Origin of the sequence: Streptomyces dengpaensis, assembly GCF_002946835.1 — a bacterium.
Lineage (GTDB): Bacteria > Actinomycetota > Actinomycetes > Streptomycetales > Streptomycetaceae > Streptomyces > Streptomyces dengpaensis.
This window is the reverse complement of the sequence record NZ_CP026653.1, coordinates 55,647-79,117: the sequence shown is the minus strand read 5'-3', so window position 1 is coordinate 79,117 and position 23,471 is coordinate 55,647. Positions and strand designations below refer to the sequence as shown.

Sequence of the window (23,471 nt, the reverse complement as noted above, 5' to 3'; positions counted from 1 at the left end):
TCCCTGTTCCGGGGTGAGTTGGTCGGTTGAACGGCGAACCCCCGGCGCGCGGCCGGGGGTTCGGGGTGCGGGGCTACCAGGAGGTCGGGGCGAACCTCTCGATCAGGTCCATCAGCCAGTCGGGGGTGTCCTGCTGGTAGGGGCCGCTCCACAGGTGGATGTTGGCGGGGTCCATGTCGACGACGCCGTTCGCGAGGACGCGGTAGCCGGACACGTTGGCGTCCCAGGCGTACTCGCTCGCACCCGTCTCGCGCCGGTAGGTGATCCACACCGAGTACGGGGCGATCGTCAGGTCGAAGTTGTTGCTCAGGTGCGGCGTGTCCGCGAGGCGCAGGACCTCGATGTGCTGCTGGGACAGCGGCTCGACGGTCATCGTCACGGAGGCCTTGGCGGTCTTGGGCATGGTCTCTCTCCACTTCGGAGGCGGCAGTACCTGAGGTGGTGCGGGGCCCGGCCCCGAGGGGCCAGGCGGGGCGGGTCAGGCCAGGAGCAGGTCGTCGTCGTCGAACGGCATCGTGAAGTCGTCGTCGGGGTGGGTGCCGACGTGGTCGGGGCCGCTGCCGACGCCGCTCATGTTGTGGGTGCCTCGCTTGTTCAGGCGGCGGGTGCAGGTGTAGCCGTCCTTGCTCATCAACCCGCACTGGTTGTCGGGAGCGAGCGGGTTGCGGAACGGCGCCTTCGGGCGGGCGAAGGTGACGCCGGCGTCCTTGAGGTCCTGGACGTACTCACCGACCGCTTCGGCGAACAGCTCGCTGGCGCGCTCCTGCTCGATTTCGGTGAGGACGGCGGTGCCGGGCCCGGAGCAGGTCTCGTTGCGGGCGTCGCGGATGCCGGTGGTGCTGGACGCGTAGCGGTCGATGCAGACGGTTGCACCGCAGTCGGTGCACGTGCCCTCGAAGACGAGGGCGTGGTCCTTCGACTCGCGCGGCAGGCGCTTCCAGGCGAGGGTGTGGCCGTTCGCGCCGGCCACCTCGTTCATGTGCTGCTTGCCGATGGTCCACCACTGCTGCCGCATGTCCCTCTCCCCTGTTCTCCGGTACTTCAAATCTAGTGGGTACCCATCAAATCGGTCAAGTGGGTACCCACTAGATTTTTTAGCGGGTACCCACTCGCTTCAGGGTGCGCGTGCCGCTTCCGGGCCGTTTCGATAGCCGAGCGGGATGCCCGGCAGGGCAGTCGCGGCGGCGACGGCGGCGAACGAGGCGACTGGTTTCAGGTGATGACGGTGACGCTGTGGGCGGGGACCGCATAGAGCGGCTTCCCGGTGTGCACCCCACTGCGGGGCCGCGAGGTCGCGGTGAGCTCGACCCGGATTCGGCCGGTGGCGGTGAGCCCGCGCACGATCCCTTCGCACATTTCGGTAGAGGACTTCCATTTGCGGGGGAACACCACATGAAGGCCGTCGGCGATGGGCGTCCCGCGCCAGTCTTTGATCTCGTTGTTCATCGCTTCCCTTCTGGGGGTGACGCACAGGGGGAGCCCCGCCGTGTTGGCGGGGCTCCCCCTGGCCGGTGCCGCGTCAGTGGCGGGTCTGGTAGACGCGGACCCAGTGGGCCCAGCGGTAGGACGGGCCGGTCTTGATCTCGTCTTTGACCTCGGCGGCGGAGGGCGAGGTGTCGGCGGCCAGCTGGTTGGCGATCTGCGGGTACTCGGCGGTGAACTCCGCCCACGCCGCCACCTTCCGGGCCTGGCGTTCGGCGACGCGGAGGATGCGGGCGGCTTCGGCTGCGGCGAGGGTCCATCCGGTGACCTTCTTGCAGCACCCGCGACCGACGGTCATGGTCTGGCCGGTCTGGCTGTTCTTGATGTCGTAGAGGTTCTTCAGGGTGCGGGGGCAGTGGCCGCAGGTCTCGCCAGCGTGGGAGGTGCGGATGCCCGTGAGGTGCCAGTCGGTGGTGCCGATCTGTGCGGTGACTGCGTCCATTTCCGTCTCCTCTGCTCTCCGCTGACTTCAAATTTAGTGGGTACCCATCAATTTGGTCAAGTGGGTACCCACTAGATTTTTTAGCGGGTACCCACTACGGTTGCCGTATGGACGAACTCCCTGAACTCCCCGACGTCTTCAAACCGCTGGCCAGCCTGTTCGAGGGACCCGAGACCCTCGAACAGGCCGCATTGCTCAGCGTCGCCCTCCTGGCGATCCCCGAACTGCAGAAGGCCCTGCGGCAGCGCCGACAGCACGTCGTCGTGACCCTGAACGAACGCGACGGCATCAGCTACACCGACCAGGCCCCGTATCTCAAGGTCAAGCCTGAACGCGTCAGCGGCATCGCCCGGGGCCACAGCCGCTCACCGCGAGCTCCGAAGGGAGCCACCACGCCGGCGGAGCCCGATGCCTCGTAGGAGGTCACATCGAGGCGGCCTGTCGGTCGGCCGCGTCGCCCAGCTCGCAAAGGGGAAGTAGCCATGGCGGAGCAGGACGAGATGGACTGGACGCATCCGAACGCCACACCGGAGCTGCCTCCGAACGCGCCCCCGGGCACGGTACGGGTGGCCACGGGCACCATGGCCCGCTTCGTGAACGCCCAGGAGGCGCAGGACTTCGGCATCTCCACCGAGCGGCCCTGCCTGGTGATCGAGCAGGTCTTCTACGACGCCGAGGACGACGTCCTGCAGCACACGGTGACCGTCAACTACAGCGGCCACCCCCACGCGATCCGGTACCAGCCCACGCCGGAGGACCTCGCACAGCGCGAGTAGCCGGCCCCGGCCCCGGTCGGCCCGTCACCCGCCCTGTGCCCGATACGGTGCCCGGTGACAGGTCGATCGGCAGAACGGGGTGGAACGTGACGGCAGAGCCGGTTCGCACACGCGGAGACGTGCTCGGCTTCGGCCTGGCGGCGGCGCTCTTCCTGCCCGGAGTCGCCTACCTCGGGATCACCAACGGCCACCGCTTCATCGACAACACGTTCTTCGCCTACATGTACTGCCTGGCCAGCGTGGGCTTCGCATCGCTCCCTCTGCTGGCGTGGCGCCGGGGAAACGGCCGGTACGCGGATCCGGGCTTCCGTCAGACGGCGTGGTTCCCGTGGCTGTTCACCACCGGGCAGGGCGTGGCCTACAGCGCCGACCGAGGCGACAGCAACATCGTCGTGCTCATCGTCGGCTGGGCAGGGTTCATCGGCGCCGGCCTGGTCGCCATGTACTTCCTCGGGAACGCCCTCTGGTCCGCGCCGGGCGACCTCTTCCATGTCGGCGGTGACGCTGCGGACACCGGCGAGACCGAATCTGGGTCCGGCGCCTGACCACGCGCTACGACGTCGTGGGCAGCTCGGGGCGGCACAGCTTGCAACAGCCGGTAGTCCGCGCGGCCGGCCCGCTCGAAGCGGTGCGCGATGCGGTCAGATGTACCTCTCCTGAGCGGTGATCCATTCCCGGCGGGCGTAGGCGCGAACGGCGTCCCGTTCGGCATCGGTGCAGCCGTTCTCCAAGGCCGACGGAATGTCACCGGTGACGCTGGTCTTGTGCTGGCGGTCGTGACTGACCAGCTCGCTGGCAACGTCGGAGGCATCGGTGCGCAGCTCGACATCCTTCGGCACCGGACTACGGGAGTCTTCCTGGTAGGGGCGCGGCAGGTAGCTGCCGTGTCCGTGGCACAGGGCGAGCGCGTCCAGGACGGCGGCGAGCTCGAGCAGGTCGTCCCGGCACTCCCGGGCCAGGCTGTTGACCTGGAAGTCGACGTGGTCCTGGTCACCGGCGGTGTGCGCGGCCGCCAGCTGCCGGCGTTCCATGGCGCTGGAGTACAGCAGCACGGGGATGAGTTCGCCGATGCGGACCAGGTGCCTGCCGTACGCGGCCTGAGCCGCCCGGCTGGTCGACCAGCCCGGCCACGGCTCGTCTGGGGAAGCTCGGTGTGCGCTCATACCGCGGGAAGTTACCCACCTCTCAGCAGTGGCGGAGCCGGAACCGGCCATCCCGGTCCCGGCCTGCACCGTCACTCCTTCTGACACCCGGCTCACGCCGTGGTCCGCAGTTCAGCCGGCTGCGGGAGGGCGGCCGTACCGGACTGCCGGGCAGCACGGTCCTTGCGCGCCTGGCGCAGGGCCGCGATCCGGGTCTTTTCGGCGTCGCGGCGTCGCTGAGCTTGAGCCGCAGCGATCGAGGCCGACGCCTCGTCAGGCTCGGGGAACGCACGGGCGCTCAGCTCGCGCATCGCCCTGGTCTGCCGCTCCACCGCCTCCGCGATGCCCCGGTCGATCCGGCTCGGGGGCGCGACGGCCTGGTGCGCGGTGAGGGCCTGGTGGTAGCCGTCGGACGCCGTCTCCCTGGTCTTCACCGGTGCCTCGGGCGGCGTCGGTGCCGCCGGTGCGGGCTGCGTCGTACGAGGGTCGGGGGCGGCGCCGGAGGGCAGGACCCTGACGGTGCGCACCGCGTCGGTGCCGACCGCGTTGTTCACCGTGGCGATGATCCGGGCGGTGATGAGCCGTAGCTGGGTGGCGTAGGCGGGCGAGTCGGGGCGCAGGTCCAGTTGCCCGTTCTCTGGGTGGAACGCGACGGCGGTGACGTGGCTGGGCAGCTTCGGGGAGATGGAGGCCGCGATGTCGGGCCAGCGGTCCAGCACGGTTCCGCCGGCGGCCGGGAGTTCCCAGGCCCGGTCGGCCATCAGGCCCTTGAGTACGGCGGCGAACCCGCTCGGCTCGCGTCCGTCGCGCCGTACGGCTGTCTGCTGGCGGCGGCGCGGGGCGCGGGCCTCGCTGTCGCCGCGCTTCTTGGCTGCCTCCCTGGCCTGGCGCAGGGCGACCCGGGCGAGGTCGACGCCGGACACCTCCGGCGTGTTGGTGCTGGTCTGCTCGGTGGGGTTGATCGTCTCGGTCATGTGGGCCTCCTACCGGTGTCGGATGGTTGTCAGCGAGCTGTTGGCGAGGCGTTCGATCCGGCGGGCGGTGCGCATCAGTTCCTCGCCGAAGATCCGCAGCGCCGTCTCCTTGTCGAAGCCGTCGATCAGCGTCGTCTCGCCCTGCATCAGCTCGCCCTCGGCTGTGGCGATCAGCGCGGTGAGCTCTTCGCCGCCCAGCTCCAGTCCCGCGTCCTGGCCGTCGCCGGCGTGGCCCTGGTCTTGGTGGCGGCCGCCGTGCTCCATGTCCCTGACCTGGGCGAAAGCGGCCTCGACCTCGCGCTGGACGGAGCGGCTGACCGGGGCCTGCCAGTCGCCTTCGTACCGCTCGGTGCGGGCGCGGACCTGCCGGATGCGGTCACGGCGGGCGGCCTCCTGGGCACCGCGCCACCGCTCGATCGCGTCGGCCCGCTTGGCGGGGGTGTCCAGGACCGTCACCGCGTTCGCCAGCAGCACGGCGAGCAGGCCGGAGCCCCGACGGACGTGGGCCGCCTCGCCGCGGAAGTGCAGCCAGGCCTTCACGTCGGTCACGGTCCATCCGGCATCAGCGACGCCGCGGGCCACCCAGGCGATCCGGGGCACCGAGCAGCCGCGCAGCCAGTCCAGTTCCTGGGTGAGCTCCCTTGCCAGCTGGAAGCGGCGCCCGACGGTGTTCAGTTTCCGGCGACCGCCGGCCTTGGCGTTGGACTTCTTGGGGACGGGTGACTTGCTGCCCCCGCTTGCGAGCTTGCTCTCAGGGGGGAGAGAAGTAGTACCGGCAGCAGAAGAACCATCAGCACCACCCCCCATTGGGGTGCAACGCGACCCACCGGAAACAGCAGTCACAGAAGCCTCAGAAGCCGCCTTCCGGGCACCCTTCGCCCCGGCCCTCGAGGACGTCTTCGGCCGGCGTCGACGGACCTTCCGGGCCGCCAGCTTCGCCAGGCGTGCCATCAGCTCCCGGCCCGCCTCCGCGATGCCCGTCATCCGCCGACCGGTGCCCTCGCCCGCCGTACGGATCCCCAGTGCATCGTCGAACTCCACCGGCACCATCAGCGCGAACTCGGATGCCTGCGGCGGCTCACCGCTCACCCGCGTGCCCTTCGAGACGTACGCGAGCAGTCCCGTCTCCCGCAGCATCTGCAGATGGTTCTGCACCGCCCGCTCCGACAGCCCGGTGCGGCGCACCAGGTAGTCGATCCCCGGACGGCACGGCGACAGCTCCGCGAGCAGCTGCGCGACGAACACCGTCGTCGGCCCGAACGAGCGCGGCCCGTGCGACCGGTACTGCCGCGGCCGGTACAGCCCGGACCCAGCGACCCAGTGGACCGCCTGCATCCACGAGTAGCCGTCCGGCGCGATGCGGCCCGTCGACGTCGACAGCCACTGGGACGCCTCCGGCACGTACAGCGTCGCGGGCAGCACGGAGACCGCGACGTCGTCGACCGACGGACGCGGGGCGGGAATCATCGCGGCGGTCGGCGCCGCCACGGCGCTCACCGGCCCACCCGGGCTGACGTACCAGAAACGATCATCCGGTGACTGTGAACCGAACGGCCTGTGGATAGACGACGCGGCGGAACACCCCCGCGGCTGTGGACAACAGGAGCGAGCGCTCCCGAGGCAAGCCAGAACCCGTCCTGAACATGTGCGTATTCAGGACATGCCGGGCGGGCAATATCCGTCACATGCGGCAACCCAGACCCGCAAATGCGGATCAACCGGGCATGCCGAGGCTGGCGCGAGGCAAGCTGGTGGTGCAGAATGACGACGGCCTCCTTCAATCAGGAAGAGGGCATAACAAAGCCCCCTCGTGGTGCTTTGTGGTTCGGCGAGAACCAGAGATCGAACTGTTCGACCGGGTGCGAACCGGGCGGACAATCCCTTCAGAGGGCCTGCGAAGCCCTCCGGAGACAGATGGGGCGCCAGCCGGGGTGACTGCGAATCACCTGGGCAGCTGAGCGTCCCGGCGGCGAAGCCGCCCCAGGCCTACGTCATCTCAACCCTCTCTGCGGAGGGCTGGTCGGGGTGCGCGGGAACGCGAAAAAGCCCCGCTGACGTGCAGCGCGAGACATCGCGATGACGGCGGGGATCTTGTGCGGGCCAGAAGGCCCGCGGGTACAGTGGTGCCATGAACACCGAGGACCTCCCAACAGGTTCTCTACTCCCCCGGCGTTGCTTAGGCGCTGGGGGTTTTCCATATTCAGATAGATCTTGATCGCAGCCACCATACTCCCTCGATCATGCTCCGTGCAGAGGGGGACGTGGGCGAGTCGGCGAGAACCGTGTGGAAGGGGCGTCTCGGAGTGCAGCGACGGGGCCTGACAGTGGCTCAGGGCAAGATGATGTCCATGCCTGCATCCCCTCCCCTCGGCTGGGACGCCCTGGATCCCGGCGTGGCCACCTACGCGACCGCCGCGCAGCAGCGCGCGTACATCGCGGCCATGAAGAAGATCCGCGAAGGGCGGAAGGCCGGCGACCCGGTCCGCGTCTACATCTGTGCCGCGCCGGTCATCGCCCGCCGCCGTGAGTGGGACCTGCGCCTCGCGAAGATCCGCCACCGGCTGCCCGGCGCCGAACTCCTGCAGTTCGACGACCTGTTCACGCCGGAGACCTACGCAGAGAAGTGGAAGCGGGAAGCTGCCAGCTTCGACGGCATGGTCGTCGTCGGCTCCACCAAGCGCGGCGCCAACGGTCACGTCTACCGGCTGGGCGAGACCGCCCGGCTCGAGGTCATCGACCTGGTGAAGGCCGGAAAACCGGTCCTCATCCACGCCAAGGGCCTCGGGCTCGTCCCGTTCGTCGACTGCAAGGTCCACCGGGTCGGCGGGGAGAGACTGCGGACGAAGGTGACGGTGCCCGACGACTGGAACCCCGCGGACTACGAGCCGACGCTGCGGGCCGCGCTGCGCGCGCTGCGTCCGCGCAGCCCCGAGACGGCCACGACCAAGGACGCTCCCCCGCACCTTGCGCATCCCTTCGCCGCACCTCCCAGATGACGTCTTCGACCCGCTGTGGACTACAAACGCGCAGGTCGCGCCTGTAGTGCCCCTGATCCGAACAGAATTTTCCGGATTCGCCAAGAGGGTTATGCCGGATTCGCCGGACCTCCCGTCAGGCGGGCAACTTTCCCAGTTGGCCGCCCGCCTGGCGGGAAGCAGAGGACCAGAACAGCATTCACGATCAGCGCCGGATGCACCAGGAAGAGGGGCTTCCGGTAGGAACATACAAACGCTCTGGTCGGCCACCGTCGCCTCGGTCATATCCGCAGCTCCGGACTGAGGAACGACCACATGCTGACGCTGGCGCCGAGGTCCTGTGGCGGCCGGGCCTGCTTCGGATCCAGGATGCGCACCTGGACCATCCGCGCTGGGCACCCGAAGCACGGCGCCTCGAAAACGGAGATGTAGCGGCCGTCGAACGTGACGGCTTCGGAAATCTGCTGGGGAGTTCCCGCGCCGGCGTGCGCGCACGTATCGGGATCGTTCTCAGCCCAGCCGTGCCGGCCGGGGTGGTCAGGGAAGAGCCCGCACGGTTGGGACTTGATTTCATCCTGCGGGTCCCAATCGACCGGGCAACTGTCCAACGTGACGAGCTCGTGCACGTCGTCGTTCCAGCGCACCCACCAGTTGTCCCCTTCGAAGACGGACGTGACCTCGCTGTGGTGCGGCACCCCCGTGTGACCGTTCGACAGTTCACACCACTGCAAGGCGGTGAAGACATCGACCGGGCTTTGAGGATCGGCGCGCCTCAGCACGTCGACCTGGTCGTCGGTGAGCTTGGTCCTGCCAGCGCAGTGCACGAACCGTCCCGCCATCACCAGCTCCACTCGTGCGCGAGAACGGAGAACAGCACGCTGTCCCGCCACGCGCCGTTGGTGAACACGTGATCACGCAGCACACCCTCGCGGGTGAACCCGAGCTGCTGCACCACAGCGATCGAGGCAGTGTTGTCCGGCCCGATCGCGGCAGAGACCCTGTGGAGCCCGAGTTCCCTGAACGCGTACGTGATCAGAGTGCGGGCCGCGTCCGTCGCATAGCCGTGGCCCCACTCTTTCGCCGCGACGGCGTAGCCAAGCTTCCCAGCCTGGACACCGGCGAGGCCGATACGGGCGAATCCGATCACGCGGTCGTCGTCTCGCTTGGTCACCCCGAGGTAGAACTCGGTCCGGGGCTCCTGCGCAGTGCGCTCGATCGTGCCCTCGATCATGGCGACGGCCTGAGCACGATCGCGGCTGTCGAAGGACAGCCACGTCGTGACGGCGTCGTCGCCGATGATCGCCAGGACATCGTCGACGTCATCGCGGGCGAACTCGCGCAGGACGACCTGGTCGCCGACGATGCGGATCGGATACGTCAACGGTGAACTCCTAGCTGGGAAGGGACTTGAGCGGCGTACGGGTGAAGGCCTCGATCTGCTCCTGGAGCTCCCCGCCGGCTTCGGCGAGAGGCGACTCACCCAGAGCACGGTGAACCCGTTGGGCGCAGTGAACGATGCCGTTGATCCGCTGCTCCGGTACGAGTTCGAGCATGGGCGCGACAGCCTCAGCGGCGCCCTCCAGCTCACCCGCCCGAATCCGGGTGATGGCCAGGGCACTGCGTGAGCCGGCCTGGTCCCCGAACGCCCACTCAGGCGAGCTGGTGTCCTCGTACGCGTTGACGGCCCGGTTCGCGTAGTCCGCCGCGGCGTTGGCCTCGGACGGCAGCCAGGAGAGGGCTTCGGCCGCGTAGTAGATCTGCCGGGTCCGGCCGAACGTGCAGAGTCCGCCCAGTTCGTCGACCTCGTCCTCGCCAACGGAATCCCATGCGGCCTCGGCACGCTCGATCGCGGCCCGGGTCGCATTGGCGTTGCCAAGAGCCGCCCAGGCGCGGGCTTCGCTCACGGGGAGCCACACGCTGGCGGTGCTGTTCGGCGCGAACTCCGCACCGGACTGGGCGTACTTGACGGACTCGCGAGTGCGGCCAGCCCAGTACGAGACCAGCGACTGGATGCCACGGATCCAGGCTCGCAGCCCGTTGTGGTCCGCCTGGTCCGCGCAGACGAACGCCGTCCGGGCCTGGGTGAGCGCCGCGTACGGGTCAGCGAGGTCGTGCGAGGCCTTCGCGAGCAGTCCACCGGTCACGCCGGCCAGGAAGTAGAGCTGCCGGGCCTGGCTCGGTCGGCGCTGCTGTTCGAGCAGCGTGAAGAGGGTGTCCTGGGTGGTGAACAGATCGGGAAGCAGCTCCGTGAGCGGCTTCTGCGGATAGTCGGTCGCCAGCCGCTGCACGTCCTCGTGTACCTGTTCCAGGACGTCAGTGGTGAGTTCGGTCTGGCCTGCCGTCAGGGCAAAGCTCTTTGCGCGCCTCGCTGCCATCTCAATGAGCTCCTTGTCCGCGGTGGGCCGGCCGGTGACAACGACAAGCCCATTGGATCCGGCAGTCGCCGCTGGCAAAGCCCCGTCCCATGGGGCGAGGAGCTGTTCCAGCGACCTGTCGAACATGGCTTGCAGGACGCGACGCATGACAGGGGTGGTGTTGGTGCGCTCGCCACTGGCGAGCCGCCGAAGATGCCGAGTGCTGAGGGTGACGTCCTCCCCCAGATCCCTGGCGAGCCGAGCGAAGTCGCGAGCGACTTCGTCGTACGTCTTCGGCTGCTCCCGCAGCAGAAACTCCAACGTGGTGCGCGGATCTCCCTGTTGGGCGCTTCCGGCCACCGGTCCTCCCGAGTCACGAAATCGTGCTCTGCGGAACTCAGTGTCGTGCTGCGACGACAGCAAAGCAGCAGTGCACAGGGCCTGGTCCCCCTCTGGTCCGGTTCTTGTCCGGTCCAGGTCCCGGACCGGGCCGCTGAGGGACCTCGTCTGGTCATGCTCCCCCATCAGACGGTTGTGATCAGCAAATTCTGCGATCCGACCGCGAGTTGAGGAGGGCACCATGACCGACAGCCGGCACGAGGTGTTCGACGCGCACGGTCGTCCAGCTGATCTCAGGTCCGTTGTCCATGTATGCGCGTGCGATGGACGTGGCACCGCGCCCACACCGAAGACGCGGCATTGGGCTAGAGCAGCCGTAGCCATCGTGGCGATCCTGAGTGCTGGGCTGGTTGCTTCGGTCCTGCTCCTGGTGGTCCGCGACATCGCTACGGCGGCGGCTGGCACCAGCGTCACTGGCCTGGTCCTGCGGGCACTGCTGACGCCGTCCAGCGGGCGAGAGCGGTGAGCGCAGTGGCCAGCCGACGACGTCGGCCGCGCGTGGCGCGGATCCGCCGGACGCTCTCGTCATGTGGCCACGGACCATTGTCATGCGTCGAACTCGTAGTCCAAGACGTAGGCAGCCGAGTCCATGGTCATCTCGTTGATCTCCACTGCTCGCCCGTCGGCGTCGAACGCCGTGCGCGCCAACTTGATGACGGTTCTGTCGGCGGGGATGGCCAGCCGGGCTGCTTCTTCGGCGGAGGGCATGCGCACGCGGATCTCCTCGCGGAAATGGGCTGGTGCGTGACCGAGGTCGGCCAGGCGGGCGTAGATGCCGCCGGGTCCGGTGTCGGCCTGTGTGATGGGCGAGCCTGCAACGAGCGACTGCGGCAGGTAGGACTCCGCGACCATGACCGGGCGTCCCTCCATGACGTATCGCCGGCTGCGTACGCAGACCGTCTCGCCGGGCGACAACTCAAGGACGTCGCTGATGTGTTGTGGCGGGGCCGTGTCCTCCAGCACCGTGATCTGGTCGACGTCCGGAGCGCGGTGGTCGTCCGCCGACCAGACGGTTTTCCCGCTTCCCCACTGGTGACGGGCAAGTCGCTGGATGCCGCGGCGGCGGATGGGGTGGAACGAGATAACTCGGGCGCCGGCTCCCTTTTTGGTCTCGATGAGGCCCTCGGCTCGCAAGATCTTCAGTGCCCTGCGGGCCGTAAGGGTGGCGACGTCGTGTTGCGCGGCCAGCGCGTTTTCTCCAGGCAGGCGATCGCCGGGGCCGTAGTCGCCGCGTTCGATCGCTGCCTTCAACTCAGCCGCGATGTGCTGAGCCTTGGTGAGCTGCGCGCCCGTCTCGTCGGTCATCTGTCTCCCAACCTCGGTATCGATCCTATGGCGGCTGGCTACCGAGGTACCTCGCGGGCGGCTTGGCCACGCCGGGAGTAGCCCGCACATAGTACAGGCTCGGTACTGATGTTATTGACATCGGTACCGAGGAAGGTTCTACTTGGGGGAGCAACCTCGGTACCGAGGTTGTGAAGTCCCTAGCTGGGTCCCCCCACGGACCCGGCTCCCTCATCCGGAACCGGCCTCAGGCCGGTTCCGGATGAGGGAGCCGGAACCTCGGTCCCTACCAGAGCACCACCGCAAAACAGCAGGAGTCACCGTCCTTCGGGGCGGCGGCAATGGGGTTGAGCCCGCGCTCCCCCGGTCGACGGCGCCTGTACCGAATAGCTCCACCTGAACCACCCCTGAACAGCGAAGTTGCGCTGTCTGTCCGCCAGGACCCCCGGCCGCAAGGCCGGCCTGGCGGAGCAGAGAGGGCAGCACTCGCTTCACCCGCCGGAAGGAACGTGATGGCGAAGAACCGTAAGCGTCCAGGTCGGACCCGCACCAAGCGCGACAACCGCCGCGCGCCGATGCTGCTCAGCAAGATCGACCCTCAGGAGATCAACGTCCGTGAGGGCGAGGTCAAGTCCCTCGTCTGCCCCGATTGCCGCACCTGGCGCCGGCTGATGGGCGACACGAAACTGGTGATCCGCGAACACTGCATCAGCGACAAGGTCGCCGAAGGCGAGAAGCACGTCCGGTGCGACGGAAGCAACCAGGTCGTCCAGCTCGACATCTCGATCGAGCAGTGGAGCGAGGCGATGCTCGCCGCCGACAGCACGGCGACCGGCCGCCGCTCCGCCCGCCAGCACTACAAGCCGCTCCCGGCCCCGGCCAAGCCGGTCACCAGGATGTCCCCGGTGTCCATGAGCGTGGCCGACGCGCTCGCCGCCTACCGCGAGCACCTCAAGAAGTGCCGGTCCAGCAGCGTGGCCGGCCGCTGTGGCGGCACCCACCGTTGTGCCGACGGTGCCCGGCTCGCCGCGGTCTATGCGGAGCTGGAGCGTGCTCAGCCGCTCCGGGATCGCGAAGCCCGCGTTGACGCGCTCCTCGCCCGCTACCTGTCGATCAAGGTGTGGGCGAAGCACAGCGAAGCCACGGTCGGCGCGAAGACGGCCATGGCCAAGCGCAGCGGTACGGCGGTCGAAGAGGCCAACAACTCCTGCCGGATCCACCCGGCCGACACGGTCTCCGAGTTCCGCGGCTCCGAGGTGCCGCTGCAGCCGGTGCGGATCAGCGCCTGACCTCTCCCGCACGAACGACCACGGCCCCGGCCATCCCGAGCGATCGGGGAGGCCGGGGCCGTGGCTGCTCGTACTGGCAGTCAAAACGAGGGGCCCCGGGTCGCACCCCGGGGCCGCTCAGCGTCCCCATCCCGTCTGGGAAAGGAACCAGGTTGACCACCATCATGACATCTCCCGCTCCTCCTGGTGCACCAGGAGACACCAGCCCGGACATGAACGAGATGCTGCGCCAGGCTCGGCTGACCGACCAGCGTCGTTCAGCGGAGCGGCCGACGCTTCCGGCCTCTGTCCCTGGCCTGTACGTCCAGCACCGCGACCGTGGCTTCGTCGCCCACATCACGGCCTCCGAGTTCGCCTTCAGCACGGTGCGTGGTCTGACCGCCTCGGTGCCGATGGCGTACGGGGCCGGCCAGGCGACCGCCGACACCGCTGAGTGGCTCGTCTCCGAGCTGCTCGGCAACGCCGTGCGGGCCTGCGGCGATCACGTGCCGCTGGCCGTAGAGGTGTACGTCACCGGGCGCAGCGTCCAGGTGAACGTGCACGACCCCGCCGCCGATCTGCTGCCTCACCGCAGCGCGGTGGCGATGGACAGCGACAACGCGGAGTCCGGGCGCGGCCTGGGCCTGCTGGACATGCTGGCGCCCGGCTGGGACGTCGTGCCCTCTCCGGTCGGCAAGCAGATCCGCTGCCGCATCGACGGCACCAAGTAGCACATCCCGCCGCAGGGGCGGGCGCGAGAAGGTCAGCCCGCAGGGGCCGGGATCACCTCGCGTCAGCCCCCGCGGCTTGGCCCACCACCCCGAACTGCCATCGCCTTGGAGGACGTAATGGACTGGCGTCACAACGCTGTTTGCCGCGAAGAGGACCCCGAGCTGTTCTTCCCGATCGGCAACACCGGCCCGGCACTGCTTCAGATCGAAGAGGCCAAAGCGGTCTGCCGCAGGTGCCCGGTGATCGAACAGTGCGCTCAGTGGGCGCTGGAGTCCGGTCAGGAGTCCGGCGTGTGGGGCGGCTTGGACGAGGACGACCGGCGCCGGATGAAGCGCCGCGCCGCCCGCAACCGCGGCCGCAAGGCGAGCGCCTGACAACCTACCCCACCCGCAGCCCTGCGCTGCCCGGACGCCACTGGCCCTCGCGGTCCGGTGGCGGCGGAGAACGCAGGGACCGCACCCAGCAGCCGGCCACTTCGTGCTGCTGCCTTCCGGTCCGTACCTCATCCAACCGCCTCGAGGGAGTTCATCCATGGCCGCGACCACCCTGTGCATGCACACGCCGAAGTGCCCCACCGTCGACAGCCCCGACCGCGAGGCCGCCCACACCGTGGCCGGCCACCCGGAGCAGGGCTGGAGCCTGCTGTGCAACGGGGTCCTCCTCTTCGAGGACACCGGCGAGCTGCTCCCCGACGGCCAGATCATCGCCCCGCGCCGACTCACGGCGGTCTGACCGCTCCCCTCCCGTCTGCCGGGAGCGGAACGGAAGTTGTTGTCCGCCCCGCAGCACCGCCACCAGCCGGACGCCCGCGCAACGGGCTGCCGGTCTTTCGCACGTCCCGGCCAGGGAACAGCCCAGAGCCGGCGCACTTCGACGGAAGGACACAACGTGGCACAGCAGCCGCGCACGCAGACCACGCCGACGCAGACCAGCTACAAGAAGGGCGACATCGTCCTGTTCCGCGACGTCGAACGGTTCTGGCTCGGCAAGCCCGGCCACACGTTCGTCGGCCGGGTGGAGCGGGCCTGGCGGCACGCCGACACCGGCAAGGTCCTCTACGACCTGACGGAGCTGAGCGGCAACCGGGCCCGCGCCGGGATCGACCCCGACTACATGCGGCCGCTTCCGGCGACGGACGCGATGCACGACATCGACACCGCGCCGCTGAGCGAGCCGGACACCGGGGCGATGACCCCGGCCGCCGTCGCCTGGCTGCGCCAGCACCTCGGGCAGGACAGCAGCACGCTGCCCGCCCAGCGCTGACCACCTGCCACTCACGCAGACGGCCCTCCGAGTCCCCGGCATTTGAGCTGCCGGGGTCCCGGAGGGCCTGGTCACGACCCTACCGACCGACGCCGACCCGCGGTGACCTCTTGCACGAGGCGCCGGAACGTAAGAGAGGACACCACCGTGGCACCCAAGACCGCCACCCGCCGCAGGCGCCAGGCCGCCCCGGCCGCGAAGCCCCGCGCCAACGGGCGCGCCAAGGCTCCGACGCCGCCGGCCTCCATCCCCGCCCAGGCCACCGCACCCGAGAACACCGCTCCGGTGGTGTACCCGGAGGCCGACCCGGTCCTGGCCGACGCCGTCGACCGCGCCGCCGACCTCCGGGACCTGGCCGCCGACGACGCAGCCCGCATCCTCGCCGACGGCCAGGAGCGCGCCGACGAACTGATGGAAGGCGCCCGTACGGAGGCCGCCTCATTCACCGAGGCGGTCAACGCTGAGCAGGCGCAGATCATCGCTGACGCGATGAAGGAAGCCGACAGGGTCCGCACGGAGGCCGCCGCCACGGCGGTCGCCGACGCCGACCAGCGTCGGGCCGACGCCGAAGCGACGGCGGAGCAGCTGCTCGCCGACGCGCGCCGCAAGGCCGACACCGTCACGACGACGGCGGCCGGTGAGGCCGACCAGGTCCTCGCCGACGCCAAGGCGGCTGTCGAGCAGCTGCTCGCCGACGCGCACCGCCAGGCGCAGGAGGTCACCACCACGGCGGCCGCCCAGGCGGAGCAGGTCCAGACCGAGGCCGCGCAGGCCGCCGCGAAGGCCCTCGCCGACGCGGAGACCGCGCGTACCGAGCTGCTGGCCGGTGCGGAGCGCACCGCGGCGGAGACCCGCACCCGGGCCACCACCGACGCCGAACATGTGCTGGAACGGGCGCGGGGCGAGGCCGACCGGATGCGCGAGAGCGCTGACGACCAGGCCGTGCAGGTGCGGGCCGGAGCCGAGAAGGTGGCCGCCGGCCTTCGCCAGGACGCCGACCGCGCCCTGGCCGACGCCCGGTCCACCGCTGAGGAACTGCGGGCCGCCGCCGACAAGGACGTCGCCCGGCTGCGCGAACAGGCCGAAGCCGATGCGAAGACGGCCCGGGAGGCAGCGGCGAAGGCCACGGCCGACCAGGCCGCCGCCGCCCAGGCCCGAGCCGAAGCGGACCGGGTCATGGAGGCAGCGACGCAGCGCACCGTGCAGCGGGCCCGTCGCCGGGAGATCCGGACCGAGTCGCGCGCCGCACGGCGCAAGGCACGCAACGACGCCCGGCCCGCCGGCGCCGTGCCGCCGCTGACCGGGTGGGAGCTGGTGGGAGTCGTCGCGATCGTGCTGGCCGCCGCAGCCGTCTCCACCATCGGTCTGCTCTCCTCCTACACCGCGCTGGAGACCAAGGCGGCCGGGTGGGGCTGGGAGTGGCCGTGGCTGCTGCCGGTCGGCATCGACGTCTCCATCCCCGCCTTCACCGGCGCCAACCTGGTCCTGATCCGCATGGGCATGGAGCTGCGCTGGATCCGGTGGGTACCCAGGGCGCTGACGGCCGTGACCGTCTACCTGAACTGGCACGCCTCCGACAGCATGTCGGGGCGCCTCGGGCACGCCGCCCTCACACTGCTGTGGGTGGTGTTCTCGGAGATCGCCTCCCACGTGTACGCCACGCGGATCGGCGCGGTCACCGGCAAGAAGCGGATGGAGACGGTGCGCCGCTCCCGCTGGATCCTCGCCCCAATCCCCACCGCCCGCCTTCGCCGCCGGATGATCCTGTGGGAGATCACCTCCTACCAGGAGGCGCTCACCCGCCTCCAGGAGCAGACGTACCTGCGAGCGCAGCTCAAGGAAGAGCACGGTTGGCTGTGGCGCTGGAAGGCTCCGCTGGACCAGCGGATGGCGCTCAAGCTCGACACGGCGCCCGCCGCGCTCGCCGACACGCTCACCCCCGAGGACGCTCACACCACCGAGCGCGTGGAGGAAACCGAGCACGCTCACCCCGACGTGAGCGCGCTCACCTCCAGGGAGGTTCGCGGTGAGCGTGAGCGCCCGGCGCTCACCTCTGGCGCTCACGAGGGTGAGCGCGCCACAGAGGAGACGGACGCTCAGCGAGCGGAGGACGCTCGTACGCGCAGCGAGACGGAGGCGCTTACCGAGCGTCGCCACGCTCGTATCCGTCTGCTCTACACCGAGCTCGGGCGCCGTCCCGAGTGGACGGAGATCCGCGACGCGCTCACCGACGCGGGCCTGTCCGACAAGCCGGTCTCCCGCCCGACCGCTCAGCGCCTGCGCGCTCAGGTCGAAGAGGCCGCCCCGGGCGCGTAGGTGAGCGCCCGGTGAGCGCCGACGCGCTCACCCCCTGGCGGAACCCCTGCCGCTCATGGTCGCCACCGGCCCGCGCTCGCACCCCGAGCGCGGACCGGTGACGGCCACGGCCGGCAGGCCGCTCGCCCGTGCCCGCCCCGAGCGGGGCGCGGGCCAGGCACGACCGAGTACCGCCCCAACCCCGCGCAACAGCCTCGGGGATCGCGGATTTTCCCCTTCCCCAACCCCGAGACCTGGAGGTCTTCTCGCATGAACAGCAACGACGACCAGAAGCACGTACCTCTGCGCGACGTGGCGCAGAGCCCGGAGGCAACCGCCCGGTACCTGGCCGAGGTTCAGCGGGTCCTGCTGGACATCGGCAAGAACCTGGAGACCCTGGCGATCGAGACCCGCGTTCACCTGCGCAAGACGCACGTGGAGGGTGACCGCTGGTACCACGCGAGGCTGCGCGCGATGCCCGTCGAAAAGGCCCTCGGGAACGTCCTCAAGAACCTGAACAACCTCACCGAGGGCCTGGAAAAGAGCGCCTATAAGCGCCGCTCCCACGACGAGGCCGTTGTGAATACGGCCAAGGACAGGAAGGAAAAAGAGCTGGAAAGGCAGCGGAAGAAGAACCCGCAGCAGCTCCAGGCCGCACCCAACCCGCCGCAGCAGGGTGCGCAGCGCCAGAATCCCGGCTATAGTGCTCCTACGTCGATTTACGACCTGGGTAACAGGGAGTCGGCGTGAACCGCCCCCTCAGCAGCGCTGAACGCTCCATCGAACGGCGCAGGAACTGGCTGAAGGAAGAGGCGGACAAAGCCCGCGAATCTCGCGGCGAGGCGGGGCAGATGGAATTCTGGCTCCGCCTGGCACGATCCCGAATCGCCAAGGACGTCAAAGCCGGTCGCGGCGACGTCTACGTCGGATTCGCGCAGATCTGCCGCCTGTTCATCACCGCGATGGACAAGCGAGCGGAGGGCGACGGACGGATCTGGAGCGACCTCCTGCAGTACGCGGAGCAGGTCCTCGCGAAGCACCCCCCGCGTCACTGAACGTCACCAGCGAAGGCCCCGCCGGGCTCCGGCGGGGCCTCGCGCGTGTAAAGCGTGCACACGTGCACGTGCACACGCGTGCACACAAGACCCCACGCTCTGTCAAGTCCAGGAGGGAGGTGCATCGTGTCCGACGTGGACGACCCGAACGGGATCCTGGTCCGCGGCCCCTGGCGCGGTGATTCCTCGTACGTGCCACCGCCGATGCCGGATTACGCCGACACCATTCCGCCGCCGGAGGACATTCCCCCCGCGCCGCCGGAGTCGCCGGAAGAAACGACGATGGAACTGCCGACGATTCCGGCAGCTCCGGACCCGGCGGCGGCGCTGCGCTCGGACGGAATTACCCCGCCGGAAGCCGGAGAAGAGGAAGGCGAATACGAGGAAGGCGAATATGTCCAGCCTCGTTCCCTTGCTGACCGTCTCGGTGACTGGCTGGAATTCCGGCTGGAAATGGCGCGGGCCAATCATGAAAGCGAATCGCCTTTCCGTGAGGCTGAAATAGCGCGGAAGGCTGCGCTGCTGGAGGGCCGCACCGCGCAGGAAGTCGCGATGATGGAGCAGAACGGAAAGCTCCACACCGCGATGATGAAAGCGAAGGGCGACAAGGCGGCGGCGCGGTCAAAGGCCGACGCCGACCGCATGAAGTCGTCCGGCTCCGGCCTGGGGGCGGACAAGGGCCGCTCGAAGGCCGGCGGTGGCGGTGGCGGCGGGCCCTCGCGCGGCGGGGGCGGCAGCGGTCCGTCCCGCAACAACTCCGGTTCCGGCTCGAAGGGGCCCGCCTCTCGTGGGTCCAACTCCGGCGGCAGCGCCGGGCGTTCGGGATCCGGGTCGACCGGGGGCGGCAAGGGCGGCACGAAGGGCTCTCAGGCGGGCTCTGGCGGCCGCGCAGCCGGTTCCGGGCGCAACGGGGCATCCGGGGGCTCGAAAGGCTCCCAGACGGGCTCTGGCAGCTCAAGGGGCGACGGCGGCCGGGGCCAGAACGGCCCGGCCTCCGGCGCCCGCGCTGAGCGCGCCCGCGGCCGTCAGGAGCGCGCCGGGGTCCGGCAGGCCGGGCGGCAGGAGCGGCGCAGCGCCGGGCACACCGCCGGCGTCGCCGACCGGACCAAGGACCGCGACCAGGCCCGCGCCAACCGGCAGAAGGAATGGGAGGACCGCCGGGCCAAGAAAGCGGAGCGGGGGGAGGCGCGGAAGGCGAAGCGGGAAGCCGCGGCGTCGGCCGACCCCGGCCGCACCACCCTCGGTGCGGCCCTCACGGAGGAAGCCCAGCGCCGCTTCGACAAACGCCGCGCCGACGCGAAGGACGCGAAGGACGCCAAGGACGGCACCGAGAAGGTGAGCCTGACCAAGGACAAGGACTCCAAGGGCAAGGGCACCGACGACGGCAAGGGCACCGACGGCGGCACCGACGGGAAGGCCGCCAAGGACGGCTCTGACGGGGCCTCCAGCGCCGCTAAGGACGGCAAGGCGGGCGATGAGCCGGGTAAGGACTCCACTGCCGGTGACGGGGCGTCTGGCGATGCGAAGAAGCGTCGTCGGTTCTGGCGCCGGCGCACCGGCGGCACGGGCAGGGCCGGACGGCGTGGACGTACTCGCCGTACCGGCCGGACCGGGCGGGCGGGGCGTGGTCGTACGGGTCGCGCCGGTCGGCGTGGCCGTCCGGCGGACAGCCCGTTCGGCGAGGAGGACTCCACCCCGACGTGGGAGTGGACCGACCGGCCCACCCGCCCGCCGCGCACCGACGCCAAGGGTGAGGACGACATCGTCGACGCGGACATCGTCCCCGACAAGCCCGCGGCCATGACGACCGGCACCAAGGGCCTGCCGCCCGCCCCCGAGCCGCACACGAAGCGGCCCGGCACCAGCCGACCGACCAGCGAAGGGAGCAGCGTGAGCAGCGCGGAGGTCAGCAGGCCGTCCGGGCAGGGCACCTTGGCTGCCCAGCACCGCACGGACATCACGTTCGACGAGTACCTGATGGAGATGGCGAACATCGCCATCCAGGCCGGCATCGACAAGGAACGGGCCGAATCCCTCGCGGAGGCGCTCGGCAAGGTCGCCGACGCCCTGCGGGAGATGGCCGCCGACCTGGTCGGCGACCACAACATCTCCACCGCCGTCACCGACCTGATCACGGACCTCGCCGACGCCGCGGGGCGCATGAAGCAGCAGGCCGAACGCTGCGCGATCGAGTGCGGCATCGCCAACGAGGCCGCCATGCTCGCGGCCGCCATGGTCGCTCGCGTGTACGGCCAGGACATGGACGCCAAGGATGACGCGGGCCTGAAGTTCGCGTCGGCCGCCGCCCACCACGACTAGAAGCAGGAAGGGACACCCGCTGATGAGCAGCGATCTCGCACCCCGCGCCAGCGGCGCGGCGCCCGCACCGGCCGACGGCGACAACCGCTACAAGGCCGTCCAGGCCAAGCTGGACAAGCTAGGCAAGGCCATGGACGACGCCACCCTCGACCTCGAGTCGCTGCGGCGCAGCATGCAGGCCAACGCCACCCGCACCGAGGGCGTCGCCCGCGACATCGCCAACGCCGACCTGGACGTGAAGTTCGTGGAGCTGACCAACAACGTTTCGCTCGCCTTGGGTGGTGCCGCGATCCAGGTCCGCAGGCTCCACGACACCGCCCAGGAGACCGCCGACCTCACCTACGAGACCAAGCGCACCCACTCCAAGCTGTACGGCGCGCTGGACGACATCCGCTCCAACCGGCGCGAGAAGACCCCCAAGCCGGCCTTCTTCAACCGCTGACCCCACTCCCCCAACCCACCCCGCCACGGGCGGCTCCGCGACATGCGGGGCCGCCCGTGCCCCGTTCCCGAAGGAGCAGCTGGTGACCACGCCGCGCAGTGTCACGCTCGAACGCCTCGCCTACACCCTCGCCGCGCCTGTGCTGGCCGTGGCCCCCAACGTCTATCCCGAAAGCCCCGTCAACCAGGTCGTCCAGCTGGCCGGAGCCGCCGGGATCGGCGCCTGGTTCCTGGCCGCCAAGAGCGATGAGCACGGCGCCGGACGCAAGATCCTGCGCTGGTCCCCGCTGGTCCTGGCCGCCGCCGTCGACGTCGCCGCCAAGACCACCACCGGCTGGGGCCCGTACTGGATGGACGGACTGCTCGCCGCCGGATGGGCGGCGGCCGGCTACCTGGTGATGCCGTTCTCCCGGCACACCCGCCGCCGTCACCGTCCCGCCCTCGCCGCCCCGGCCCCGCAGCTGCAGGTAGCCGAAGCCGCGGAGCCGTCCCTGGTCGTGCCGGACGACGGCGCAGACCTGCTCACCCGCGAGGTGCGGATGATGTGGGAGAACGCCGGGATGCCCGGCCGTACGCACGTCGTCAAGGCCACCCGGCACCCCGGTATGCGGCACGACATGACGATCCTGCTGCGCGCCTCGGAGACCGGACGGCCGATCACCGGTCTTACGGAGGCCGCGGTCGCCGCCCCGTTTGCTGTGCCTTCCAGCGACGTCGTCCTGGCGGAGGTCGCGATCCAGCCCGGCCGCCAGGGCGGACCGGGCTGGATGGAGGCCCGCATCACCCCCGACGCCAACCAGCGCCGCCGCACCAAGCCGACCCCGCAGGAGCGCTGGACGGACAAGGTCGGCGGGCCCAAGGGCGGCGCCCCCGGCTCCGAGCTGGTCCACAAGACCCGCGACGACGAACGCGGGGTGACCTTCTACCGGGCGAAGATGGCCGACTCCACCGACACCCCGCGCATCGACCTGGCCAAGGTCTGCCGCGCGCTGAACCTGCCCGAGGACGACTCCTGCGTGTTCGTCCTCATCGACGGCAACGAGTTCCTGATCAGCGCGTTCGACACCCCACCGCTCAGCGCGATCTTCCCCGCCACCCGCGAGCTGCTCACCCCCGACGCCAAGGGCATGTACGTGTGCGGGTTCACCATCACCGGCCAGCCGGTGAAGACCATGGTGTACCAGCACGACAAGAACGCCGCAGCCCACGGCCTCACCCTCGGGGTGTCCCGCTCCGGCAAGACGCAGTACTTCGCGATCAACATGGCCGCCCAGTCCCTGGACGGCCAGGTGGTGTGGCTGTCCACCGTCCGCAAGGACGAAAAGACCACCGTGCTCGGGAAGTACATCGACCGGCAGGGCTCGAACGCGCTGTGGATGGCACGCCAGGTGCGCGCGGCGAAGGCGCTGTGCGAGATCAGGGCGGAGATGCCCTGGCCGCACGACGGCCAGCCGCACGACTACAAGCCGGGCGATACGCGCTGCCCCTACCGGCAGCTGAACGTGTACGCGGATGAGTTCATGACTGCGGCGCAGGACGGGGACTTCGGCGAGTTCATCCAGAAGGACGGTGAGGACCTCACGGTCACCGGGCTGAAGTACGGCATCGGCTTCAACCCGGCGGGCCAGTCGCCGTTCGCGCACAACGGGTTCTCCACGGAGATGAAGGACAACCTGCGGCAGAACAGCAGGCCCGTGATCTTCAACATGGGTTCGCCCGGCGCCACCCGCAAGGCCGCGGAGGGCACCATGGAGAACGCCTACGACGTGCCGACCATCCCGGCCCGCTACTCCCGCCAGGAAGGCTCCGCGATCGAGCGGGCAATCAAGGGCGAGGCCGACCCGGAGAACGGCGTCAGCACGGGCGGCGTCGCCGTCATCGTCCTCGACAACGGCCGCGCCGTGCTCATGCGGTCGCTGTACGCGGACTTCGACACCGACCTGTCCAACCTGTTCCCCGACGAGGTCAACCGGCTCACCGACTACGAGATCAGCGAGCTGGAGAAGCGCGGCCTGTGGTTCGACTGGAACGAGCCCGTGCGGCCCGGCGAGTTCTGGCCCGAGCCCGACGAGGACGACGGCGACGGCGACGGCCGCTCCCGCCGGCGCGGCGGGGGAGGCGGCAAGGGCGGCGGCGGCAAGCGCGGATCCGGATCCGGCGGCCGCTCCGAGAAGGTCACCTCAGCCCGCCAGGCGCTGGAGGCCATCAAGAGCCTCACCGACGCCTGATCACACCCACCCATCCCGGGGCCGGCCCGCCCGAGCACGGCC

The 23,471-nt window shown here is 69.9% G+C and carries 26 protein-coding genes; 15 read left to right on the top strand and 11 right to left on the bottom strand.

What is annotated here, in order from left to right:
• Positions 1-73: 73 nt before the first annotated feature.
• From C4B68_RS40440 to C4B68_RS40425, 4 genes are all read right to left on the bottom strand, one after another.
• On the bottom strand, positions 74-403 hold the full coding sequence (locus C4B68_RS40440; protein ID WP_099505168.1) for a hypothetical protein: 330 nt from the start codon (positions 401-403) through the stop codon (positions 74-76).
• A gap of 75 nt (positions 404-478) precedes the next feature.
• Complete coding sequence (locus C4B68_RS40435) at positions 479-1,015, bottom strand: hypothetical protein (protein WP_099505169.1); 537 nt, start codon at positions 1,013-1,015, stop codon at positions 479-481.
• 197 nt (positions 1,016-1,212) lie between these two features.
• A complete protein-coding gene (locus C4B68_RS40430; protein WP_099505170.1) occupies positions 1,213-1,446 on the bottom strand; it encodes a hypothetical protein in 234 nt (77 codons plus the stop codon).
• A 73-nt stretch (positions 1,447-1,519) separates the two neighbouring features.
• Positions 1,520-1,924: a hypothetical protein gene (locus tag C4B68_RS40425; protein ID WP_099505171.1), complete on the bottom strand. Its 405-nt coding sequence runs from the start codon at positions 1,922-1,924 to the stop codon at positions 1,520-1,522.
• 107 nt (positions 1,925-2,031) lie between these two features.
• On the opposite strand from C4B68_RS40425, the gene C4B68_RS40420 reads away from it, so the two are divergent.
• From C4B68_RS40420 to C4B68_RS40410, 3 genes are all read left to right on the top strand, one after another.
• Positions 2,032-2,343 (top strand): hypothetical protein, encoded by a 312-nt coding sequence (locus C4B68_RS40420; protein ID WP_099505172.1) that lies wholly within the window; start codon positions 2,032-2,034, stop codon positions 2,341-2,343.
• Positions 2,344-2,406: 63 nt separating this feature from the next.
• Positions 2,407-2,700 (top strand): UTRA domain-containing protein, encoded by a 294-nt coding sequence (locus C4B68_RS40415; protein WP_099505173.1) that lies wholly within the window; start codon positions 2,407-2,409, stop codon positions 2,698-2,700.
• 86 nt (positions 2,701-2,786) lie between these two features.
• Positions 2,787-3,245, top strand: a complete 459-nt coding sequence (locus tag C4B68_RS40410; protein WP_143674430.1) for a hypothetical protein — start codon at positions 2,787-2,789, stop codon at positions 3,243-3,245.
• 96 nt (positions 3,246-3,341) lie between these two features.
• Here C4B68_RS40410 and C4B68_RS40405 read toward each other — a convergent pair whose 3' ends face one another.
• From C4B68_RS40405 to C4B68_RS40395, 3 genes are all read right to left on the bottom strand, one after another.
• Positions 3,342-3,863: a hypothetical protein gene (locus C4B68_RS40405; protein WP_099505175.1), complete on the bottom strand. Its 522-nt coding sequence runs from the start codon at positions 3,861-3,863 to the stop codon at positions 3,342-3,344.
• Between the two features lie 92 nt (positions 3,864-3,955).
• Positions 3,956-4,816, bottom strand: a complete 861-nt coding sequence (locus tag C4B68_RS40400; protein ID WP_104880081.1) for a DciA family protein — start codon at positions 4,814-4,816, stop codon at positions 3,956-3,958.
• A gap of 9 nt (positions 4,817-4,825) precedes the next feature.
• Entirely contained in the window at positions 4,826-6,313 is a 1,488-nt protein-coding gene (locus C4B68_RS40395) for a helix-turn-helix domain-containing protein (RefSeq protein ID WP_104880080.1), read from the bottom strand.
• 851 nt (positions 6,314-7,164) lie between these two features.
• On the opposite strand from C4B68_RS40395, the gene C4B68_RS40390 reads away from it, so the two are divergent.
• Positions 7,165-7,812, top strand: a complete 648-nt coding sequence (locus C4B68_RS40390) for a hypothetical protein (protein ID WP_143674432.1) — start codon at positions 7,165-7,167, stop codon at positions 7,810-7,812.
• 260 nt (positions 7,813-8,072) lie between these two features.
• Here the strand turns inward: C4B68_RS40390 and C4B68_RS40385 are convergent, their stop codons facing one another.
• The 4 genes from C4B68_RS40385 to C4B68_RS40370 form a co-directional block, all read right to left on the bottom strand.
• Entirely contained in the window at positions 8,073-8,630 is a 558-nt protein-coding gene (locus C4B68_RS40385; RefSeq protein WP_099505178.1) for a hypothetical protein, read from the bottom strand.
• Positions 8,630-9,172, bottom strand: a complete 543-nt coding sequence (locus tag C4B68_RS40380) for a GNAT family N-acetyltransferase (RefSeq protein WP_218963940.1) — start codon at positions 9,170-9,172, stop codon at positions 8,630-8,632. The genes C4B68_RS40385 and C4B68_RS40380 overlap by 1 nt, the downstream gene beginning before the upstream one ends.
• A gap of 10 nt (positions 9,173-9,182) precedes the next feature.
• Positions 9,183-10,505, bottom strand: a complete 1,323-nt coding sequence (locus tag C4B68_RS40375) for an NsdA family TPR-like regulatory protein (protein ID WP_218963941.1) — start codon at positions 10,503-10,505, stop codon at positions 9,183-9,185.
• A 585-nt stretch (positions 10,506-11,090) separates the two neighbouring features.
• Complete coding sequence (locus tag C4B68_RS40370) at positions 11,091-11,849, bottom strand: GntR family transcriptional regulator (RefSeq protein ID WP_099505179.1); 759 nt, start codon at positions 11,847-11,849, stop codon at positions 11,091-11,093.
• A gap of 491 nt (positions 11,850-12,340) precedes the next feature.
• Here C4B68_RS40370 and C4B68_RS40365 point away from each other — a divergent pair, with 491 nt between their 5' ends.
• The 11 genes from C4B68_RS40365 to C4B68_RS40315 all read left to right on the top strand — a co-directional run bounded on the left by C4B68_RS40365 (position 12,341) and on the right by C4B68_RS40315 (position 23,429).
• Positions 12,341-13,117 (top strand): hypothetical protein, encoded by a 777-nt coding sequence (locus C4B68_RS40365; protein ID WP_099505180.1) that lies wholly within the window; start codon positions 12,341-12,343, stop codon positions 13,115-13,117.
• Between the two features lie 212 nt (positions 13,118-13,329).
• Entirely contained in the window at positions 13,330-13,827 is a 498-nt protein-coding gene (locus C4B68_RS40360; RefSeq protein WP_240634789.1) for an ATP-binding protein, read from the top strand.
• 117 nt (positions 13,828-13,944) lie between these two features.
• Positions 13,945-14,202 carry a WhiB family transcriptional regulator gene (locus C4B68_RS40355; RefSeq protein ID WP_099505181.1) on the top strand — a complete coding sequence of 86 codons (258 nt, stop codon included), beginning with the start codon at positions 13,945-13,947 and terminating at the stop codon, positions 14,200-14,202.
• Between the two features lie 172 nt (positions 14,203-14,374).
• Complete coding sequence (locus tag C4B68_RS40350) at positions 14,375-14,560, top strand: DUF5999 family protein (protein ID WP_276311626.1); 186 nt, start codon at positions 14,375-14,377, stop codon at positions 14,558-14,560.
• 156 nt (positions 14,561-14,716) lie between these two features.
• On the top strand, positions 14,717-15,091 hold the full coding sequence (locus C4B68_RS40345) for a hypothetical protein (RefSeq protein ID WP_099505183.1): 375 nt from the start codon (positions 14,717-14,719) through the stop codon (positions 15,089-15,091).
• 147 nt (positions 15,092-15,238) lie between these two features.
• Complete coding sequence (locus C4B68_RS40340; RefSeq protein WP_099505184.1) at positions 15,239-17,407, top strand: DUF2637 domain-containing protein; 2,169 nt, start codon at positions 15,239-15,241, stop codon at positions 17,405-17,407.
• A 249-nt stretch (positions 17,408-17,656) separates the two neighbouring features.
• Entirely contained in the window at positions 17,657-18,136 is a 480-nt protein-coding gene (locus C4B68_RS40335; protein WP_099505185.1) for a hypothetical protein, read from the top strand.
• Positions 18,133-18,441, top strand: coding sequence for a hypothetical protein (locus C4B68_RS40330; protein ID WP_099505186.1), 309 nt, complete (start codon positions 18,133-18,135; stop codon positions 18,439-18,441). The genes C4B68_RS40335 and C4B68_RS40330 overlap by 4 nt, the downstream gene beginning before the upstream one ends.
• Before the next feature lie 126 nt (positions 18,442-18,567).
• Positions 18,568-20,760, top strand: a complete 2,193-nt coding sequence (locus C4B68_RS44270; RefSeq protein ID WP_257217479.1) for an ATP/GTP-binding protein — start codon at positions 18,568-18,570, stop codon at positions 20,758-20,760.
• Positions 20,761-20,782: 22 nt separating this feature from the next.
• Positions 20,783-21,202, top strand: coding sequence for a conjugal transfer protein TraB (locus C4B68_RS40320; RefSeq protein WP_099505187.1), 420 nt, complete (start codon positions 20,783-20,785; stop codon positions 21,200-21,202).
• Between the two features lie 82 nt (positions 21,203-21,284).
• Positions 21,285-23,429 (top strand): chromosome segregation protein ParM, encoded by a 2,145-nt coding sequence (locus C4B68_RS40315; protein WP_099505188.1) that lies wholly within the window; start codon positions 21,285-21,287, stop codon positions 23,427-23,429.
• Positions 23,430-23,471 lie beyond the last annotated feature (42 nt).

Bases quoted from the DNA above. Each gene is read 5' to 3' on its own strand.
- C4B68_RS40440 (WP_099505168.1), bottom strand. From the start codon at position 403: ATGCCCAAGACCGCCAAGGCCTCCGTGACGATGACCGTCGAGCCGCTG.
- C4B68_RS40435 (WP_099505169.1), bottom strand. From the start codon at position 1,015: ATGCGGCAGCAGTGGTGGACCATCGGCAAGCAGCACATGAACGAGGTG.
- C4B68_RS40430 (WP_099505170.1), bottom strand. From the start codon at position 1,446: ATGAACAACGAGATCAAAGACTGGCGCGGGACGCCCATCGCCGACGGC.
- C4B68_RS40425 (WP_099505171.1), bottom strand. From the start codon at position 1,924: ATGGACGCAGTCACCGCACAGATCGGCACCACCGACTGGCACCTCACG.
- C4B68_RS40420 (WP_099505172.1), top strand. From the start codon at position 2,032: ATGGACGAACTCCCTGAACTCCCCGACGTCTTCAAACCGCTGGCCAGC.
- C4B68_RS40415 (WP_099505173.1), top strand. From the start codon at position 2,407: ATGGCGGAGCAGGACGAGATGGACTGGACGCATCCGAACGCCACACCG.
- C4B68_RS40405 (WP_099505175.1), bottom strand. From the start codon at position 3,863: ATGAGCGCACACCGAGCTTCCCCAGACGAGCCGTGGCCGGGCTGGTCG.
- C4B68_RS40400 (WP_104880081.1), bottom strand. From the start codon at position 4,816: ATGACCGAGACGATCAACCCCACCGAGCAGACCAGCACCAACACGCCG.
- C4B68_RS40390 (WP_143674432.1), top strand. From the start codon at position 7,165: ATGCCTGCATCCCCTCCCCTCGGCTGGGACGCCCTGGATCCCGGCGTG.
- C4B68_RS40385 (WP_099505178.1), bottom strand. From the start codon at position 8,630: ATGGCGGGACGGTTCGTGCACTGCGCTGGCAGGACCAAGCTCACCGAC.
- C4B68_RS40370 (WP_099505179.1), bottom strand. From the start codon at position 11,849: ATGACCGACGAGACGGGCGCGCAGCTCACCAAGGCTCAGCACATCGCG.
- C4B68_RS40365 (WP_099505180.1), top strand. From the start codon at position 12,341: ATGGCGAAGAACCGTAAGCGTCCAGGTCGGACCCGCACCAAGCGCGAC.
- C4B68_RS40360 (WP_240634789.1), top strand. From the start codon at position 13,330: ATGAACGAGATGCTGCGCCAGGCTCGGCTGACCGACCAGCGTCGTTCA.
- C4B68_RS40355 (WP_099505181.1), top strand. From the start codon at position 13,945: ATGGACTGGCGTCACAACGCTGTTTGCCGCGAAGAGGACCCCGAGCTG.
- C4B68_RS40335 (WP_099505185.1), top strand. From the start codon at position 17,657: ATGAACAGCAACGACGACCAGAAGCACGTACCTCTGCGCGACGTGGCG.
- C4B68_RS40320 (WP_099505187.1), top strand. From the start codon at position 20,783: ATGAGCAGCGATCTCGCACCCCGCGCCAGCGGCGCGGCGCCCGCACCG.